Source organism: Mesorhizobium ventifaucium (genome assembly GCF_935822925.1).
Classification (GTDB): domain Bacteria; phylum Pseudomonadota; class Alphaproteobacteria; order Rhizobiales; family Rhizobiaceae; genus Mesorhizobium; species Mesorhizobium ventifaucium.
In genome coordinates this window covers 468477-486962 of sequence record NZ_CAKXZS010000023.1, presented here as the reverse complement: position 1 = coordinate 486962, position 18486 = coordinate 468477, and the positions used below count along the sequence as shown (strand labels likewise).

At 62.7% G+C, this 18486-nt stretch carries 17 protein-coding genes; 12 read left to right on the top strand and 5 right to left on the bottom strand.

Features of this window, described 5'->3' with window-relative positions; all coding sequences use genetic code 11:
* The first annotated feature begins 10 nt into the window (after positions 1-10).
* Positions 11-469, top strand: a complete 459-nt coding sequence (locus NMG70_RS20335; RefSeq protein WP_254026181.1) for a type II toxin-antitoxin system RatA family toxin — start codon at positions 11-13, stop codon at positions 467-469.
* Here NMG70_RS20335 and NMG70_RS20330 read toward each other — a convergent pair.
* Both NMG70_RS20330 and NMG70_RS20325 read right to left on the bottom strand, forming a co-directional pair.
* A complete protein-coding gene (locus NMG70_RS20330; protein ID WP_254026180.1) occupies positions 445-954 on the bottom strand; it encodes a CinA family protein in 510 nt (169 codons plus the stop codon). The genes NMG70_RS20335 and NMG70_RS20330 overlap by 25 nt on opposite strands.
* Positions 951-2180: a bifunctional 2-C-methyl-D-erythritol 4-phosphate cytidylyltransferase/2-C-methyl-D-erythritol 2,4-cyclodiphosphate synthase gene (locus tag NMG70_RS20325; protein WP_254026179.1), complete on the bottom strand. Its 1230-nt coding sequence runs from the start codon at positions 2178-2180 to the stop codon at positions 951-953. Before NMG70_RS20325 ends, NMG70_RS20330 begins: the two co-directional genes overlap by 4 nt.
* 216 nt (positions 2181-2396) lie before the next feature.
* Between NMG70_RS20325 and dusB the strand changes: the two genes are divergently transcribed.
* From dusB to hflX, 8 genes are all read left to right on the top strand, one after another.
* Positions 2397-3425: a tRNA dihydrouridine synthase DusB gene (gene dusB / locus NMG70_RS20320; protein WP_254026178.1), complete on the top strand. Its 1029-nt coding sequence runs from the start codon at positions 2397-2399 to the stop codon at positions 3423-3425.
* Positions 3422-4564: a two-component system sensor histidine kinase NtrB gene (locus tag NMG70_RS20315; protein ID WP_254026177.1), complete on the top strand. Its 1143-nt coding sequence runs from the start codon at positions 3422-3424 to the stop codon at positions 4562-4564. The genes dusB and NMG70_RS20315 overlap by 4 nt, the downstream gene beginning before the upstream one ends.
* A complete protein-coding gene (gene ntrC, locus NMG70_RS20310) occupies positions 4561-6021 on the top strand; it encodes a nitrogen regulation protein NR(I) (RefSeq protein WP_254026176.1) in 1461 nt (486 codons plus the stop codon). The genes NMG70_RS20315 and ntrC overlap by 4 nt, the downstream gene beginning before the upstream one ends.
* A gap of 116 nt (positions 6022-6137) precedes the next feature.
* Complete coding sequence (locus tag NMG70_RS20305; protein ID WP_254026175.1) at positions 6138-8423, top strand: sensor histidine kinase NtrY-like; 2286 nt, start codon at positions 6138-6140, stop codon at positions 8421-8423.
* The gene (ntrX, locus tag NMG70_RS20300; RefSeq protein WP_027153990.1) at positions 8413-9774 is read left to right on the top strand and encodes a nitrogen assimilation response regulator NtrX; all 1362 of its coding nucleotides are present in this window, start codon (positions 8413-8415) and stop codon (positions 9772-9774) included. The genes NMG70_RS20305 and ntrX overlap by 11 nt, the downstream gene beginning before the upstream one ends.
* A gap of 191 nt (positions 9775-9965) precedes the next feature.
* Positions 9966-10826: a D-amino-acid transaminase gene (locus NMG70_RS20295; protein ID WP_254026174.1), complete on the top strand. Its 861-nt coding sequence runs from the start codon at positions 9966-9968 to the stop codon at positions 10824-10826.
* A 145-nt stretch (positions 10827-10971) separates the two neighbouring features.
* On the top strand, positions 10972-11217 hold the full coding sequence (gene hfq / locus NMG70_RS20290) for an RNA chaperone Hfq (RefSeq protein ID WP_006202172.1): 246 nt from the start codon (positions 10972-10974) through the stop codon (positions 11215-11217).
* Positions 11218-12609, top strand: a complete 1392-nt coding sequence (hflX, locus tag NMG70_RS20285; protein ID WP_254026173.1) for a GTPase HflX — start codon at positions 11218-11220, stop codon at positions 12607-12609.
* Between the two features lie 6 nt (positions 12610-12615).
* On the opposite strand, the gene mazG is transcribed toward hflX, so the two are convergent.
* The 3 genes from mazG to NMG70_RS20270 all read right to left on the bottom strand — a co-directional run bounded on the left by mazG (position 12616) and on the right by NMG70_RS20270 (position 16057).
* Positions 12616-13440: a nucleoside triphosphate pyrophosphohydrolase gene (gene mazG / locus NMG70_RS20280; RefSeq protein ID WP_254026172.1), complete on the bottom strand. Its 825-nt coding sequence runs from the start codon at positions 13438-13440 to the stop codon at positions 12616-12618.
* Between the two features lie 82 nt (positions 13441-13522).
* A complete protein-coding gene (locus NMG70_RS20275) occupies positions 13523-14707 on the bottom strand; it encodes an amino acid aminotransferase (protein WP_254026171.1) in 1185 nt (394 codons plus the stop codon).
* 183 nt (positions 14708-14890) lie between these two features.
* Complete coding sequence (locus NMG70_RS20270) at positions 14891-16057, bottom strand: OpgC family protein (RefSeq protein WP_254026170.1); 1167 nt, start codon at positions 16055-16057, stop codon at positions 14891-14893.
* 355 nt (positions 16058-16412) lie between these two features.
* On the opposite strand from NMG70_RS20270, the gene NMG70_RS20265 reads away from it, so the two are divergent.
* From NMG70_RS20265 to NMG70_RS20255, 3 genes are read left to right on the top strand one after another with little or no spacing between them, the layout of a single operon-like run.
* Positions 16413-16931 carry a sigma-70 family RNA polymerase sigma factor gene (locus NMG70_RS20265; RefSeq protein WP_254026169.1) on the top strand — a complete coding sequence of 173 codons (519 nt, stop codon included), beginning with the start codon at positions 16413-16415 and terminating at the stop codon, positions 16929-16931.
* 8 nt (positions 16932-16939) lie between these two features.
* Positions 16940-17713, top strand: coding sequence for an anti-sigma factor family protein (locus tag NMG70_RS20260; RefSeq protein ID WP_123151520.1), 774 nt, complete (start codon positions 16940-16942; stop codon positions 17711-17713).
* Between the two features lie 21 nt (positions 17714-17734).
* On the top strand, positions 17735-18451 hold the full coding sequence (locus tag NMG70_RS20255) for a Bax inhibitor-1/YccA family protein (RefSeq protein WP_029352369.1): 717 nt from the start codon (positions 17735-17737) through the stop codon (positions 18449-18451).
* Positions 18452-18486 lie beyond the last annotated feature (35 nt).

Sequence of the window (18486 nt, the reverse complement as noted above, 5' to 3'; positions counted from 1 at the left end):
CACTGGTTTCATGCCACAATTCGAAGCTCATCGCCGCGTTACGCATACGCCGGAACAGATGTTCGCTCTGGTCGCCGATGTCGAATCCTATCCGCAATTCCTGCCGCTTTGCGAGGCGCTGACGGTTCGCTCGCGCAAGGAACGCGACGGACGCACCCTGCTCGTCGCCGACATGAGCATTGGCTACAAGGCGATCCGCGAGACTTTCACCACGCAGGTGCTGCTAAAGCCTGACGAGAAGGCCATCGACGTCAAATATATCGACGGTCCGTTCAAATATCTGAGCAATGCCTGGCGTTTCGAGCCGGCCGACGGCGGTTGCAATGTCTGCTTCTTCATCGACTACGAATTCAAGAGCCGTATTCTGGGTGCGGTGATGGGAGCGATGTTCGATCGCGCCTTCCGCATGTTCTCCGAGGCGTTCGAGAAGCGCGCCGACGTCATCTATGGCGCAACGCCGGCAGCCTGATCCGCAGCGAGCGCGCGCAAGCCCAGTTCAAGCGCATGCTTGACCGTCTCCCGGCGGATGAAATTGCGGCCTTTGTCAGCAAACAACTGGCATTCACTGACGACCGGCCGGCCGGTCAAGGCGATACCGAACCAGACCAGGCCGACGGGCTTTTCCGTCGAGCCGCCGCCCGGACCGGCAATGCCGGTGACGGCAAGGGTTAGCCCGGCGCGCGAATGGTCCAAGGCGCCGGCCGCCATCTCGACCGCCGTTTCCCGTGAGACCGCGCCGTGCGCCTCGAGCGTGGCGGCGGATACGCCGAGCATCTCAGTCTTGGCCTCGTTGGAATAGGTGATGAAACCCCGGTCGACCACCGTCGAAGAGCCGGCGATGTCGGTCAGGGCGGCGATGATCATGCCGCCGGTGCAGCTCTCGGCCGTCGCCAGCATGATGCCGCGCTGTTGGCAGGCTTGAAGCAGGGCATCTGCGAGATCGCTGTTGCTCATTCGGGGACATCGCCTGGAAACGCGACGCTGGCGGTCGCGATGGCGGCTATGCCTTCCTCGCGTCCGACAAAGCCGAGCTTTTCGTTGGTTGTCGCTTTGATCGAGATGCGGTCCCTGGAAATCGCCAGCATTGCCGAAAGGATTTCGGTCATCGCTTCACGATGCGGGCCGACGCGCGGCGCCTCGCAGATCAGCGTGATGTCGGCATTGGCGATGCGCCCGCCGCGCGCGCGCACCAATCCTGCCGCATGCTCGACGAAGATCCGCGAGGCCACGCCTTTCCACTGCGGGTCCGATGGCGGGAAATGCGTGCCTATGTCGCCCGCGCCGCAAGTGGCGAGCAGCGCGTCCGTCAAGGCGTGCAGGCCGACATCGGCATCCGAATGGCCGGACAGTTTCTTGTCGTGCGGGATGGAGACGCCGCACAGGACGACATGGTCGCCGGGCTCGAAGGCATGGACGTCGTAGCCATTGCCGGTGCGGATATCCGGAAAACGCGGCCGTTCGCCGGAAAGCCGCTGATCCGCCATCGAGATATCCCTTGCCCAGGTGAGTTTGACATTGTCCGGCGAGCCCGGGACGATTTTCACTGGAATATTCGCCCATTCGGCAATCGCCGCGTCGTCGGTGAAGTCCGCCTTGCCCAGATGATGGGCCTTTTCATGGGCAGCCAGGATCGGCCAGAACGGAAAGCCCTGCGGCGTCTGGGCGGCATGAAGCCCGTTCCTGGAAACCGTTTCGCCGATCATGCCGGCGGCCGACTCACGTTTCAGCGTATCGGCGACAGGCAGGGTAGGCAGCGCTCCCTGGCGCTCGCCGATGGCGGCGATCGTGCGGTCTATCAGTTCCGCGTCGACGAACGGGCGGACGGCATCATGGACCAGAATCCGGCTCGGCGCATGGCCTCTCAGCGCAAGCAATCCGAGTCGGACGGAGTCCTGCCTGGACGCTCCACCGGTCACCGTGACCACCCGATCGGCGTTGGCGCCGGCGGCGCTGCGAAAAAGCGCGCTGTCGTCGGCATGGATGGCGACAACGACAGGACCGATTCTCGGATGCGCCAGAAACACGTCCAATGTGCGCGCTATGATGGCACGGCCGCCGATCCTTTGGTATTGCTTCGGCCCGTCGGCCTGACCGGCGCGCGCGCCGCGGCCGGCGGCGACGATAACGACGGCAACCTTGTCGTCCGCCGCCAAAGCCTGCTTTTCGCTTGCGTCTGTCATGCCGAGACGCTTAGCGCATCATCCCGAAAAGTGGAATCGCTTTTCGGAAGAGATCATGCGCAGATGAAAAGTGCCAAAGCGCCCCAGGTACGCACGCCGCTTTGGCGTGCCAGCCTTTTTCCCAAATGCGCCTTAATGTGACGTCATTGCGAGTTGCACATTGCCGCCATTCTGGCTAGAGAATGTGCATCTATAAGAAATGCTTGGTTTTTGTGCATGCTTGACCTGACCAAATTGGCTTCACCGCTGGACGTGGGTCGTGTGAGAATCCGCAATCGCGCTTTTCTCGCGCCCATGTCGGGCATAACAGATGAGCCGTTCCGGCAGCGTGCCTATGCGCATGGCGCCGGGTTGGTGGTGTCCGAGATGGTGGCGAGCGGCGAGCTTGCCAGGGGCAGAGCCGGTTGCGGCCTGCGCATTCGCCATTCCGGGCTGCCTGTGCACATGGTCCAGCTTGCCGGCCGTGAGGCCACGCATATGGCAGAGGGCGCCCGTATAGCCGCGGGCGAGGGCGCCGACATCATCGACATCAATATGGGCTGTCCGGCCAAGAAGGTGACCGGCGGCTATGCCGGTTCGGCGCTGATGCGCGATCTCGATCACGCTTTGTCGCTGATCGAGGCGGTGGTCGGCGCCGTCGAGGTGCCGGTCACGGTCAAGATGCGGCTCGGCTGGGACGAAAGCGCGCTCAACGCCCCGCTGCTGGCGCGCCGCGCCGAGCAGGCGGGGGTTCAGATGGTGACGGTGCATGGCCGCACGCGCTGCCAGTTCTACCAGGGCAAGGCCGACTGGCGCGCCATCGCGCGCATTAAGCAGGCTGTCTCGATCCCGGTCGTTGCCAATGGCGATGTCGGCTCGCCGGCGGAGGCAGCAATGATCCTCGACCAGTCGGGCGCCGACGCTGTGATGATCGGCCGCGCCCACTACGGCGCACCCTGGACGGCAAGCAGCATTGCGGCAGCCGCGGCAAAAGAGGCGACGCCCGGCGTGCCGGAAAGCCCGCAAGCGTTGGCCGACTACGTCGTTGCTCACTACCAGGACATGCTGTCGCTCTACGGCATCGAAAGCGGCGTGCGCCAGGCGCGCAAGCATCTTGGCTGGTATCTCGACCGCCACGCCGCTGGCGTCGTCGATGAGCAGCGGAAGGCCATCCTCACCTCTTTCGAGCCTGTCCGCGTCATTGCCGCGCTGCGTGAGGTGTTTTCAAGCGCTGCCGAGGCGGTGAACCTGCGGGGCGCAGCATGAATGCCACGGTTGCACAAAACATGGGCATGGCGGACGCCGCCCACATCGTGCTCAACACCATCCGCCGCCCGGTGATCATGCTCGATGCGGAAGGGTTCATCACCTTCGCCAATGCCGATGCCGAGGATTTCTTCCGCTCGAGCGCGACCATGCTCGCCCGCAATACCCTGCCCAAGCTCATTCCCTTCGGCAGCCCGTTGCTGACGCTTGTCGACCAGGTGCGCGAGCGCCGCGCGCCCGTCAACGAATATCGGGTCGACGTATCATCGCCGCGCCTCGGCATCGAGAAGGTCGTCGACCTCTATGTCGCGCCGGTGTCGGAATTCCCGGGCTCCGTCGTGGTGATGTTCCAGGAACGGTCGATGGCCGACAAGATCGATCGTCAGATGACGCATCGCGGTGCGGCACGATCGGTGACCGGCCTTGCCGCGATGCTCGCCCACGAGATCAAGAACCCGCTATCCGGCATCCGCGGTGCTGCCCAACTGCTCGAACTGTCGGCTTCCGACGAGGATCGCGCGCTGACCCGGCTGATCACCGACGAGACCGACCGCATCGTCTCGCTGGTCGATCGCATGGAGGTGTTTTCCGACGAGCGGCCCGTCGATCGTTATCCGGTCAACATCCATGTCGTGCTCGACCATGTGAAGGCGATTGCCAAGAACGGTTTTGCCAAGCGGATCAAGATATTGGAGGATTATGATCCATCATTGCCTCCGGTTTTCGCCAACCGCGACCAGCTCATCCAGGTGTTCCTCAACCTGGTCAAGAATGCCGCCGAGGCCATTGGCGGCGATCCGCAAGGCGAGATCACCCTGTCGACCGCGTTCCGGCCGGGCATCCGTGTTTCGGTTCCGGGATCGCAGGGCCGTGTGTCGCTGCCGCTGGAATTTTGCGTGCGCGACAACGGTTCTGGCGTCTCCGAAGATATCCTGCCGATCCTGTTTGATCCCTTCATCACCACCAAGCCGAACGGGTCGGGGCTTGGTCTGGCGCTGGTCGCGAAAATCGTCGGCGAGCATGGCGGCATCATCGAATGCGATTCGACGCCGCGCGCAACCACCTTCCGCATCCTGATGCCAGCCTGGAAAGAAACGCCGTTCGGCACAGATGATGATGGCGAAGGAGACCGCAAATGACGGTTCGCGGCAATATTCTCGTCGCCGACGACGATGCGGCGATCCGTACGGTGCTCAATCAGGCGCTTTCGCGCGTCGGCCATGAGGTGCGAGTGACGTCCAACGCCTCGACGCTGTGGCGTTGGGTGGCGGCGGGCGAGGGCGATCTCGTCATCACCGACGTGGTCATGCCGGATGAGAACGCTTTCGACATGCTGCCGCGCATCAAGAAGGCGCGGCCGGAACTGCCCGTCATCGTCATGAGTGCCCAGAACACGTTCATGACCGCGATTCGCGCCTCCGAAACCGGCGCGTACGAATATCTGCCGAAACCGTTCGACCTGACCGAGCTTCTCAACATCGTCAACCGGGCGCTTTCCGAGCCCCGACGGCCGAAGATCGATGCGAGGGCGGACGAGCCGCCGGAAACGATGCCGCTGGTCGGCCGTTCGGCCGCCATGCAAGATATCTACCGCATGCTGGCGCGCATGATGCAGACCGACCTGACGGTGATGATTTCAGGCGAATCGGGCACCGGCAAGGAACTGGTGGCGCGCGCGCTGCACGAATACGGCCGCCGCCGCGGCGGCCCGTTCGTCGCGATCAACATGGCGGCGATCCCGCGCGACCTGATCGAATCGGAACTGTTCGGGCACGAGAAAGGCGCCTTCACCGGCGCGCAGAACCGCTCTACCGGCCGTTTTGAGCAGGCTGAAGGCGGCACGCTCTTCCTTGACGAGATCGGCGACATGCCGATGGAAGCGCAGACGCGCCTGCTGCGTGTCCTGCAGCAGGGCGAGTACACCACTGTCGGCGGGCGTACGCCGATCAAGACCGACGTGCGCATCGTCGCCGCCACCAACAAGGATCTGCGCACGCTGATCAATCAGGGGCTTTTCCGCGAGGATCTGTTCTATCGCCTGAATGTCGTGCCACTAAGGCTGCCGGCGCTGCGCGAGCGGTCCGAGGACGTTCCGGATCTCGTCCGGCACTTCTTCAAGCTCGGCGCTAGCGAAGGCCTGCAGACCAAGCGCATTTCCACAGGCGGCATCGAGCTGATGAAGCGCTATCCGTGGCCAGGCAACGTGCGCGAGCTCGAAAATCTTGTCCGCAGGCTTGCCGCACTCTATTCGCAGGACGAGATTTCCGCCGAGGTCATCGAAGCGGAACTGAAGACCGGCGAGAGGCCGGTCGTCCCCGGCGGCGGCAATCTTATTCCCGACGATCTGTCCATTGGCCAAGCGGTGGAACATTTTCTGCAGCGCTATTTTGCGTCGTTCGCCGGCGACTTACCGCCCGCCGGCCTCTATCAGCGCATCCTTTCCGAGGTCGAATATCCGCTGGTGCTCGCGTCGATGACGGCAACCCGCGGCAACCAGATCAAGGCTGCGGAACTCCTGGGTCTCAACCGCAACACGCTGCGCAAGAAAATTCGCGAACTCGGCGTCAACGTCTACAAATCGTCCAGGCCGGCATAAGCGAAGCCTTTTCAGGGGATCGATCGCCGAAACAGTTCCGTCCAGGTCACACTTGTTGCATAATCGCCACAATGCGTTGCATACATCCGACGCAATCACTGGCTCTAGACGGCGACATGGCTCCACGGGCACCGACACTGAGCGAAACGCTTTTCAGCGAACCCGGCACCCGGGACGGGCGCCGGCTGCTTGCGCTGCCCGGCGTGGTGGCAATTGCCGGTGCTTTGGCTACGGCGGCGATCTCCTTCGCCATCCTCGTCGGCGCCACGCCGATCACGCCGGACGAGAGGACGACGCTGGCGCTTATCGCCGTCAATGCGGCGTTCATCCTGTTCCTGATCGCGCTGGTTGGCCGCGAAGTACATCGTATCGTGATGGCGCGCCGGCGCGGCAAGGCGGCGTCGCGGCTGCATGTGCGGATCGTGGCGATGTTCGCGCTGGTCGCCGCGATTCCCGCCATCATGGTCGCGATCATCGCCTCGATCACGCTCGATATCGGTCTTGATCGCTGGTTCGAAATCCGCACCAAGACGATCGTCAATTCGTCGCTGTCGATAGCCGATGCCTATGTGCAGGAGAACGCGCGCAACCTCCAGGGAACGACCCTGTCGATGGCCTACGATCTCGACGCCTCCCGCACGCTCTACGGCCTCGATCGAACCGGCTTCCTCGATCTCATGAACAAGGAAGCCGTCGGACGCTCGCTGGCCCATGCCGCGCTGATCAGGCTCGACGGTTCGTTCGTCATGAGCGCCAAGACCGACGCCGATTTTGCCATGCCGGAGCCGCCGGAAGGCGCCATGAGCAGTGCCGCCGACGGCAGGCCGGTGCTGATCGAGCCAAAGACGCGCAACATCATGGGCGCCATCGTCAAATTGCGCGAGATCGAAGGGCTCTATCTCTACACCATTCGGCTCGTCGATCCCGAGGTGATCAAGGCGCGGCAGATTGTCAGATCCAACAGCGACGAATATCGCGGCCTGGAAGACAATCGCCGCACCTCGCAGGTGGCCTTTGCACTTCCCTATCTGTCGCTGACGCTGATCATCATCCTGTCCGCCATCTGGACCGGCATCGCCGTGGCCGACCGCCTGGTGCGGCCGATCCGCCAGCTCATCGGCGCGGCCGACGAGGTCGCGACCGGCAATCTCGACGTTGCCGTGCCCGTTCGGCCCTCCGACGGCGACGTCGCCTCGCTCGGCGACACCTTCAACAAGATGCTGCTTGAGCTGAAATCGCAGCGTAACGAGATTCTGTCCGCCAAGGATTTGATCGACGAGCGGCGACGTTTTTCGGAAGCCGTGCTTGCCGGCGTCACCGCCGGCGTGATCGGCGTCGATCCGTATGGCATCGTCACCATCGTCAACCGGTCGGCCGAAACGATGCTCGCGATATCCGCCACCGCCGCACTCGGGCAAAACCTCTCCGCCGTGCTGCCGCATGTCGGCCGCGTCTTCGAGATCGGCCGCAAGTCGGGCAAGCCTGTCCATCGCGAGCAGGTGACCTTCTATCGCGCCGGTACGGAGCGCACGTTCAACGTGCAGATCACGGTCGAGGCCGGCGACGACGGTTCGGAGGAGAAATCCTATGTCGTGACGGTGGATGACATCACCGATCTGGTCCAGGCGCAGCGTTCCTCGGCCTGGGCGGATGTGGCGCGGCGCATCGCCCACGAGATCAAGAACCCGCTGACACCGATCCAGCTTTCGGCCGAGCGCATCAAGCGCCGCTACGGCAAGGTCATCACCGAAGACCGCGAGGTTTTCGATCAGTGCACCGATACGATCATCAGGCAAGTGGAAGACATCGGCCGCATGGTCGACGAGTTCTCCGCTTTCGCACGCATGCCCAAGCCCGAAATGAAGGCCCTCGATTTGCGCGAATCGTTGCGCGAAGCCTCGTTCCTCGTCGAGGTTAGCCGCTCCGATATCACCTTCGAGCGCGTATTCGGCAACGAACCGCTCAAAGGCACTTTCGACAGCCGCCTGATGGCGCAGGCTTTTGGCAATGTCATCAAGAACGCAGCCGAGGCGATTGACGGACTTGATCAAAAGGACCGCTCGCACGGCATAATCCGGATTCAAGCCGGGCGCCAGAATGGTGTGATTCGCATCGATGTCATCGACAACGGCAAGGGCTTGCCGCGCGAGAATCGCCAGCGATTGCTCGAGCCTTACATGACGACACGCGAAAAGGGCACCGGGCTCGGCCTCGCTATCGTCAAGAAGATAGTGGAGGACCATGGCGGCCGGCTCGAATTGCATGACGCGCCGGCGGATTTCCACGACGGGCGAGGCGCGATGATCAGCATCATCCTGCCGCTCGCCGCCACTGTACCATCGCGCGGCGAAGGCAGGGCGGAACCCGAAAGAGAAACTGAAAAGGTCGGTAATGGCGTCTGACATTCTCATCGTCGATGACGAGGAAGACATCCGCGAACTTGTCGCCGGTATCCTGAGCGACGAAGGTCACGAAACCCGCACGGCATTCGATGCCGACAGCGCCCTGGCGGCGATCGCCGACCGGGCGCCGAGGCTGATTTTCCTCGACATCTGGCTGCAAGGCTCACGCCTGGACGGGCTGGCGCTGCTGGACGAGATCAAGACGATGCACCCGAGCCTGCCGGTGGTGATGATCTCGGGCCACGGCAACATCGAAACGGCGGTCTCGGCCATCCGCCGCGGCGCCTATGACTTCATCGAAAAGCCGTTCAAGGCCGACAGGCTGATCCTCATCGCCGAACGTGCGATTGAAACCTCGAAGCTGAGACGCGAGGTTTCGGATCTCAAGCTGCGCAGCGGCGAAACCTTCGACCTGATCGGCATGTCGTCGGCGATGAGCCAGTTGCGCCAGACCATCGAGCGCGTCGCGCCGACCAACAGCCGCGTCATGATCATCGGCCCGTCCGGCTCGGGCAAGGAACTCGCGGCACGCGCCATCCACACGCTGTCGGCGCGCAAGGGCGCCCCGTTTGTCACGCTGAGCGCCGCCAACATCACGCCCGAACGCATGGAGGTCGAGCTGTTCGGCACCGAATCCAACGGTGTCGAACGCAAGGTCGGCGCACTTGAGGAAGCCCATCGCGGCATTCTCTACATCGACGAAGTGGCCGACATGCCGCGCGAAACGCAAAACAAGATCTTGCGTGTGCTGGTCGAACAGCAGTTCGAGCGGGTAGGGGGCACCAAACGGGTCAAGGTCGATGTCCGCATCATTTCGTCGACGTCGCAGAACCTGGAGGCGATGATCGCCGACGGTCGTTTCCGCGAGGATCTCTATCACCGCCTGGCGGTGGTTCCGGTCATGGTGCCGGGGCTGGCTGAGCGGCGTGAGGACATCCCTTATCTTGTCGACAATTTCATGAAGCAGATCGCTCGCCAGGCCGGCATCCGGCCGCGGCGCATCGGCGACGACGCGCTGGCGGTGCTTCAGGCGCACAACTGGCCAGGCAACGTTCGCCAGTTGCGCAACAACGTCGAGCGGTTGATGATCCTGGCGCGCGGCGACGATATCGACGCACCGATCACCGCCGACCTCTTGCCTGCCGAGATCGGCGATGTCATGCCGCGCACGCCAAACCAATCCGATCAGCACATCATGGCGCTGCCGTTGCGTGAAGCGCGCGAACAGTTCGAGAAGGACTATCTGATCGCCCAGATCAACCGTTTTGGCGGCAACATCTCGAAGACCGCCGAGTTCATCGGCATGGAGCGCTCGGCGCTTCACCGAAAGCTCAAGTCGCTGGGCGTCTGATAGCCAATCCAGTCGTGGCCTAGGCAATTATCGGTTACGGCGGCGGCGGAATCGCATAGAAGCGCTACCGCACCGCGCGACTTTTGGGACGCGCAACGGACGCTGTAGCATTTTGTTTTTTGCGCATGATCCTTCCCCGAAAATGGATTCCGATTTTCGGGGGCATGCGCTGACTTCTTCAGGGGTGATCCATGCCGCGCATTGCCTATGTGAACGGGCGCTATGTCGCTCACGCCGACGCTTTCGTGCATATCGAGGACCGTGGCTATCAGTTCGCCGACGGTGTCTACGAGGTCTGCGAGGTGGCGCGCGGCTTCATCGTCGATATGCCTCGCCATCTCGGACGGCTGAACCGCTCGCTGACCGAATTGTCGATCGACTGGCCGGTCACGCCGGGCGTGTTGCCGATTATCCTGCGCGAGGTGGTCCGCTGCAACCATGTCACCGATGGCCTGGTCTATCTTCAGGTGACGCGTGGCGTCGCCAGCCGTGATTTTGTTTTTCCGGCGGGGACGAAGCCGTCGCTGGTGGTTACCGCCAGGAAAGCCGATCCCGCTGCTGCCGCCAAGAGGGCCGAAAGCGGAATCAAGGTCATCACCGTGCCGGAGAACCGTTGGGACCGGGTCGATATCAAGTCGGTCGGCCTGCTGCCAAATGTGCTCGCCAAGCAGAAGGCCAAGGAAGCCGGCGCCCAGGAAGCCTGGTTCGTCGATGCCGACGGCACCGTCAAGGAAGGTGGATCGTCGAACGCCTGGATCATCACCAGGGACGGCGTGCTGGTGACGCGTCCGGCCGAGCGCGGCATCCTGCGCGGCATCACCCGCACCACGCTGTTCGACGTGGCCGCCAAGCTCGGCCTGAAGATCGAGGAGCGGGGCTTTTCGGTCGCCGAAGCCAAGGCCGCGCGCGAGGTTTTCATCAGCTCCGCGACCACAATCGCCATGCCGATCGTGGCGATCGACGGTGCTCCCGTCGCCAACGGCCACCCGGGCTCGATAACACTTTCCTTGCGGCATGCCTTTTTTGACGTTGCGGAAAAAAGTCCAGCCTGATAACCGCACAGGTGGAATGAACATCAATATATCTCGTTCTGCTTGTCGTTATTGACGGCAAGACGGTGTTTGCGCGCTTGACATGTGCCAGGTAATTTGGCGCATTGGCCTGCAAACCGAAGGGGATCGGCGAAAGACAAGAACAATGGCGGAACGATCGCAAAATCTTCAGGACCTGTTCCTGAATTCAGTTCGCAAGAGCAAAAACCCACTCACCATCTTTCTCATCAACGGCGTGAAGCTGACCGGTGTGGTCACTTCCTTCGACAATTTCTGTGTTCTGCTGCGTCGAGACGGCCATTCCCAGCTCGTCTACAAGCACGCCATTTCCACGATCATGCCGAGCCAGCCGGTTCAGATGTTCGATGGCGAGGAAAGCCAGGGCGCCTGATTGGCACGTAAGAAAGACGCGGACCGCAGCGTTCGCGAAAAACCAGCATATCAGCCGGGGATGGAAGCCGAAGGCCCGACCCGGGCCGTGGTCATCGTGCCGGTGCTTACCCGCCAGCCGCGCGGCGACGAAGACACGAATCGTCCGCGCCTGACGCGATCTGCCGAGGCGCGCCACGACGAGGCGGTTGGCCTTGCCCAAGCCATAAACCTCGACCCGATCCATACCGCGGTGGTGACCGTCAACGATCCCCGGCCTGCAACCCTGCTCGGCAGCGGCAAGGTCGCGGAGTTCGCCGAGATCGTCAAAGAGGGCCGTGCCGAACTGGTCATTGTCGACCATCCGCTGACGCCGGTGCAGCAGCGCAACCTGGAAAAGGAATTGAACGCCAAGGTGCTGGATCGCACCGGCTTGATCCTGGAAATTTTCGGCGAGCGCGCGCGGACCAAGGAAGGCACGCTGCAGGTCGATCTGGCGCACCTCAACTATCAGAAGGGCCGGCTCGTGCGAAGCTGGACTCACCTCGAGCGCCAGCGCGGCGGCGCCGGTTTCCTCGGCGGCCCTGGCGAAACGCAGATCGAATCGGACCGCCGTGTCCTGCAGGACAAGATCAACAAGCTCAAGCACGAGCTGGAAACAGTGCGACGCACTCGTGACCTGCACCGCGCCAAGCGCAAGAAGGTGCCGTTCCCGGTTGTGGCCATCGTCGGCTATACCAACGCCGGCAAGTCGACGCTGTTCAACAGGCTGACCGGAGCAGGGGTGCTGGCCGAGGACATGCTGTTCGCCACGCTCGACCCGACACTGCGTCGGGTGCGACTGCCGCACGGCACGCCGGTCATCCTTTCGGACACGGTCGGTTTCATTTCGGACCTGCCGACGCATCTGATCGCGGCCTTCCGGGCAACGCTCGAAGAGGTGGTTGAGGCCGATCTCGTCATCCATTTGCGCGATATTTCGGACCCCGACACGGCCGCCCAGGCCGAGGATGTCGAGCGCATCCTCGCCGATCTCGGCGTCGACGCCGGCGACGGCAGGCGCGTCATCGAAGTGTGGAACAAGATCGACCGGCTCGATGAGGGCAACCGGGAGCGGTTGCTCGCCGACGGCATGGACGGCAACAAGGCACCGCCGATTGCCATATCGGCGGCCACCGGCGAGGGCATCGATGTGCTGAAGGCGATCATCGAGACACGAGTGTCAGGCGAACTGGAAACGCTGACCGTCACGCTCAAGCCTGACCAACTTGGGCTCGTCGACTGGCTCTACCGCAATGGTGACGTCGTCTCGCGCACAGACAATGAAGATGGCGGTATAACCGTGTCGCTCAAAGCGACGCGAAGCGCACACGAAGAGATAGAAACCAGATTGCACCGTAAAAACAACGGGTAATCGACGTTACTTCGCGGTTTTGGCTTGCTGCCAAAGCGCCTCCATCTCGTCGAGCGTCGCCCTTTCCAGCGTGTTTCCTGACGCTTCCAGCGCTTGCTCGACATAGTGGAACCGCGACCGGAATTTCTCATTGGTGCCGCTGAGCGCCGCTTCGGAATCAACCTTGAGATGACGCCCGAGATTGACGACGGCAAACAGCATGTCGCCGAACTCGTCCCTGATCGAAGCCGTATCGCCCTTGGCAAGGGCCTGGCGCAACTCGCCGATCTCTTCCTCGATCTTGTCGAGGATCGGCGTGGCCTCGCTCCAGTCGAAGCCGACGCGGGCCGCTTTTTCCTGCAGCTTGAGCGCCCGGGTCAAAGCCGGCAGGGCAACCGGTACGCTGTCCAGAAAACCCTTGCCATGATCCTCCGGATCGTGCCCGCGGGCGAGGCGGGCATATCGCTTTTCGGCTTTTTCCTCGGCCTTGATCTTCTCCCACATGCCCTTGGCCATGCCGGCGCTGCGCGCCTCATCGTCGCCGAAGACATGCGGATGGCGGCGGATCATTTTTGTGGTGATGGCCTGGACCACGTCGCCAAAGGCGAACTCGCCGGCTTCCTCGGCCATCTGCGTATGGTAGACGACCTGCAGCAGCAGGTCGCCGAGCTCGTCGCGCAGATCGTCCAGGTCGCCACGCGCAATGGCGTCCGCCACCTCGTAGGCTTCTTCGATCGTGTAGGGCGCGATGGTGGAAAAATCCTGCTCGACGTCCCACGGGCAGCCGGTTTCCGGCGCCCGCAGCGCCGCCATGATCTCGATCAGCCGGGAAATATCTTTAGAGGGTTTCATCGGACGAATGCTAGCCTGCGTCCGACCGTGTAGCCAACGCCGTCGGCAGGCGAGGGACGATTGTCCACAGCGCTGCTCAGCCTTAGTCGAGCACAGAGACGATCGCCTTGGCGAGCGCGTCCATGCCGTCCTCCGGCAGGCCGGCGACGTTGATGCGGCTGTCGCCGACCATATAGACGCCGTGCTCGGCGCGCAGCCGCTCGACCTGCGCTTCGGACAGGCCCAGCCGGGAAAACATGCCGCGATGGCTGGCGACGAAATCGAAGCGATCGGAATTGGACTGCCGCCGCAGCGCTTCGGCGAACTGCACCCGAAGCCGCAGCATGCGCAGGCGCATCTCCTCGAGCTCCGCTTCCCAGTCGGCGCGCAGCGTGGCGTCTTCAAGCACGATGCGCACCGCGGCCGCGCCGTGGTCCGGCGGCATCGAGTACATGGCGCGTGCCGCCGACAGCATCTGGCTCATTGCGACATCCGCCTGCGCGCTGTCTTTTGCCAGGATCATCGCCGCGCCGACGCGATCACGATACACGGCAAAGTTCTTCGAGCAGCTCGAGGCAACCACCATTTCCGGGACTTTTTCTGCCAGCAGGCGCAAGCCGGCGGCGTCAGCGTCAAGGCCCTCGCCAAACCCCTGATAGGCAATGTCGACAAAGGGCAGCAGGCCGCGCTCGACGACGAGGTCTGCTATTTCAGCCCACTGCGCGGTGTCCAGATTGGCGCCTGTCGGATTGTGGCAGCAACCATGCAGCAGCACCACGTCGCCGCTCCTGGCGGTGGCCAGCGCGCTCATCATGTCCGCGAAGCGAACAGCACCTGAGGCTGCGTCGAAGTAGGGATATTCGCGGATCTGAAGGCCGGCGGCGCGCATCACCGGCATGTGGTTCGGCCAGGTCGGGTCCGACAGCCAGATCGTCGCGTCGGATCGCGTCCTCTTGAGCAGCTCGGCCGCCAGCCGCAGCGCGCCCGAGCCGCCGGGCGCCTGGGCCGCACGGATGCGCGTCAGCTCGGCCGCAGGGCCAAATACCAGCCTCGCCATCGCCGTGTTGAAGCCGGTATCGCCGGCAAGGCCGAGATAGGTCTTGGTGTCCTGGCTCTGCAGCAATCGTTTTTCGGCTTCGCGCAAGGCGCGCATCACCGGCGTCTTGCCATCGCGATCCTTGTAGACGCCAACGCCGAGGTCGACCTTGCCGGGGCGGGGATCGGCGCGATAGAGGCCGATCAAGGCGAGGATCTTGTCGGCTGGGGCAGGCTGGAGGTCTTCGAACATCGGCGCGGTTCCGTTGGCGGCGGAGTGATACGCAAATCGGCTGTGCTGCGCCAGCGGTTTTCATTTGCGCCAGGCTGAAAACCGCCAACCGGGCGACTGGACACAGAAATCCATAGCGTGGCCTGGAGGACAGGCTCGCACCCGGCGAAAGGCCTTGATCGCACGGCGCGTCGTGCCGTTCTATCATGCCGGTTTGAGAGCAGCAGACGGCAAGGCGGCTCCAGATTGCTGCTTCTTGCCGCCCCAACCAATCCGCGGCAACCATTCGAGGTAGTAGGCGAAGCCGAACTGCAGCGCGATACCTGTCGAGATCAGGATCGCGTCGTAGAGGAGGCCGCCCGGGCTGACGACTTTCATGACCTGCGCGATCATGGCGAGGATCGTTCCGGCGACGAAGACCGGCAGCGAATGCTTGCCGAGAACCGCGAGCGGGTGTTCGGGCCTTGTCCTCGCCAGGTTGGAAAGCGCCGGGATTGCCACGATCAGATAGGCGATCGCCAGAATGTGCATGAGGCGGGACAGCGACAGGAATGTCTTGTCGAAGCCGGTCAGCACGGTAGGCAGGCCGGAGGCCGTCTCGATGCCCCAAAGCGGCAACCGCACCCAGATCAGCGCGCCGACCAGATACAGGACGGCCGCGCTCGCCATCACCCAGTTGAAGCGGATTTCGCCGCCGCGCTTGATATGCAGCATGCCGGCGATGCCGATGACGAAAAGAAACTGCCAGGAGAGCGGGTTCAGGAACCAGAAGCCGTCGCCGGGAAAATTCGAAGGCGCGATCTGAAAAATGCCGGCGATGAGCCAGAGGAGAGCGGACGCAGCAAGCATCAGGCGCAGGCTGAAAGTGCCGAGCCACAGGAAAAGCGGCATCATCAGAAGTACGACGGCATACATGGAAAGAATGTTGTTATAGCCGATCTGGTGGCCGAGCGCCGCGATGCCGAGCAGCGCTTCCGGCGTGTCCTCGATGATCAGCTGGATGTTGATCAGCTTCAAAAGGTCCGGCCGCGAAAAATGCAGTGCAGCCGCCGAGAAGATCGCCAGCGTTGCGACGGTGGTCATGACGTGGGTGACATAGAGGACACCGGCCCGCCGCCAGGCTTTTAGGGTGATGAGCAGCCGATTCCCCGGCTGGAACTTCAGTCCGTTGGCGAGCCCAACGGCAATCCCCGAAATCAGCACGAAGGCTTCGGCCGAATCGGAAAAGCCGAAATTCTTGTGCGTGACATACTCGAAGATCGTCCCCGGCACGTGGTTGACGAAGATCGTCAGCAGCGCTAGCGCGCGGAAGACATCGATGCGGGTATCCCGCTGGGCTGGCACATTGCCTGTCATGTCGGGGCTTGTCATGTCGGGTCGGTAATTCGTTGAACAAAGCGGGCCCACCGGGCCGTCGGCGATGAGAAGATTCGGCGGTGAATGTTCCCCGCCTATAACTCGCAAGTGCCCCGAAAATGATGACACCTACGCGATTTTTCGCGTCACAAATTAATTCAGGTGTAAACATCGAAATCCCCCGTGGCTCTAAAACCCGCGCGGCGAATTGGGTCGGGTGCGGGGAGGGCTGCTCGATCGCGGACAAAAGAAGCCTTACCCGCGCTGGTGGCGTTGTACCGGTTGTGCCTGACCTTCCCGGATCGCAAAAAAACTCAAAGAGCGGGATTAAAATCCTGCCATGCTCCGTAAACAGGACATGAGAGGATCGATGCCACGCTTCGATATCATAGGACAGCTTGGTTCTCTGCGGCGCTACGCGCGTTCGCTGACGCGCGACAGCGCAGAAGCAGAGGATCTGGTGCATGACGCGCTGGTGCGTGCCTATGAGCGGCGCGGCACATTTCGATCCGGCGGAAACCTGCGCGCATGGCTGCTGTCGATCGTCCACAACGCTTTCATTGACGGCTTGCGGTCCCGCAAATCCGAAGCGGTGCGCGTCGAGCAGGCCGGATATCTTGCCGACGCCAGCATGCAGGCACCCCAGGAGCATTCCGTCCGCCTGGCACAGGTGCGCGAAGCTTTTTTCAAATTGCCAGATGAGCAGCGTTCGGCGCTGCATCTCGTCGCCATCGAGGGACTTAGCTACAGCCAGGCGGCCGAGGCCAGCGGCGTACCGCTGGGTACGCTGATGTCGCGCATCGGCAGGGCGCGCGCAGCGCTCCGCGAGATGGAGGACAAATTGCCGGCACGTGCGAAAAGCCACCTCAAGATCGTGGGAGGCCCGTGATGTCCATGATGAGCGAACTGCGCGACCCGGTGACCGATGCCGACCTCGACGCCTATGTCGACGACCAGCTGGACGTTGCCCGCCGCATCGAGGTCGAGGCGTTTCTTTCCGCCCGTCCCGAGGCTGCCGCCCGCGTGATGTCCGACCTCAGGACGCGCGACGAACTGCGCGTGGCGCTTGCCGGATGCAAGGGCATGGCGCGGCCGGCAACGGCTGATGCGGCACGGCGGCTTGAAAGGGGACTGGCTCGAGGGCGCGCCTTGCGCACATTGCAGCGGGCTGCGGCGGTCGCAGTTTTGGTGGCTGCGGGCTGGCTGGCGAACGGGATCGTCGGGCCGATATCGGTGACGAAAGTCGTCGCCTCGACCCAGCCGCCCGTCTATCTGGAGGAGGCGATCCGGGCACACAGGACGACGATCATCCGCGAGGCCATGTCGTCCCAGCCCGAAGCGCCGGATTACGATGCGGACGAAATCCGCGCCGCCACGGCGATCGTCATGCCGTCGCTGCCGAAGGACTGGAAGGTTCGTGACGTCCAGATCTATCCATCGCAGTTCGGCCCGAGCGTCGAAATGGCTGTCGAAACAAGAGATCTGGGACTGGTCTCGCTGTTCGCGATCAGGCCCGGAACGTTCGACGTGGTCCAGCCGACCGTCGCCCCGTCGGGCGAAATTTCCTCGGCGTATTTCCAGATCGGCGAAGTTGCTTACGCAGTCGTCGCCCGAAGCGGTGTCCGCGATCTCGATCGCACCGCTGAAACGCTCGCCAACACGCTTTACTGACCTTCACAAAGGAGAACCCGCATGAACACCCCCAATCTAGGATACCGCACCGGGGTCGGAGCCCAAACCGGCGCCGTCTATGACGAAGGCCTGCGCCAGCACATGCTGCGCGTCTACAACTACATGGGAGTTGGCCTCGTCGTTACCGGCGTGATCGCCTTCGTCGTGGCTTCCACGCCAGCCCTCTACGTGCCGATCTTTTCCAGCCCGTTGAAGTGGGTGGTGATGCTGGCGCCGCTCGCCTTCGTGCTTTTGTTCTCGTTCCGGATACAGACGATGTCCGCGGCCGGCGCCCAGGCGATGTTCTGGGCATTCTGTGCGGTCATGGGCCTGTCGCTGGCTTCCGTGTTCCTGGTGTTCACCGGGACCAGCATCGCGCGCACCTTCTTCATCGCCGCCACCATGTTCGGCGCAACCAGCCTTTATGGCTACACGACCAAACGCGACCTGACCCAGTTCTCGTCCTTCCTGATCATGGGGCTGATCGGCGTGGTGATCGCCAGCATCGTCAACATCTTCCTCGGCTCGACCGCGCTCCAGTTCGCCATCTCGGTGATCGGCATCGCCGTCTTCATCGGTCTCACCGCCTGGGATACCCAGACGATCAAGGAGCAGTTTGCGGAAAACTTCGGTGCGGAATCGCAGCAGAAGCTCGCCGTCTTCGGTGCATTCTCGCTCTATCTAAACTTCATCAACATCTTCCAGCTGCTGTTGAACTTCACCGGCGAGCGCGAATAGCCGCGTCAAATCCATGCATGTCGCGGCAGCGGTTT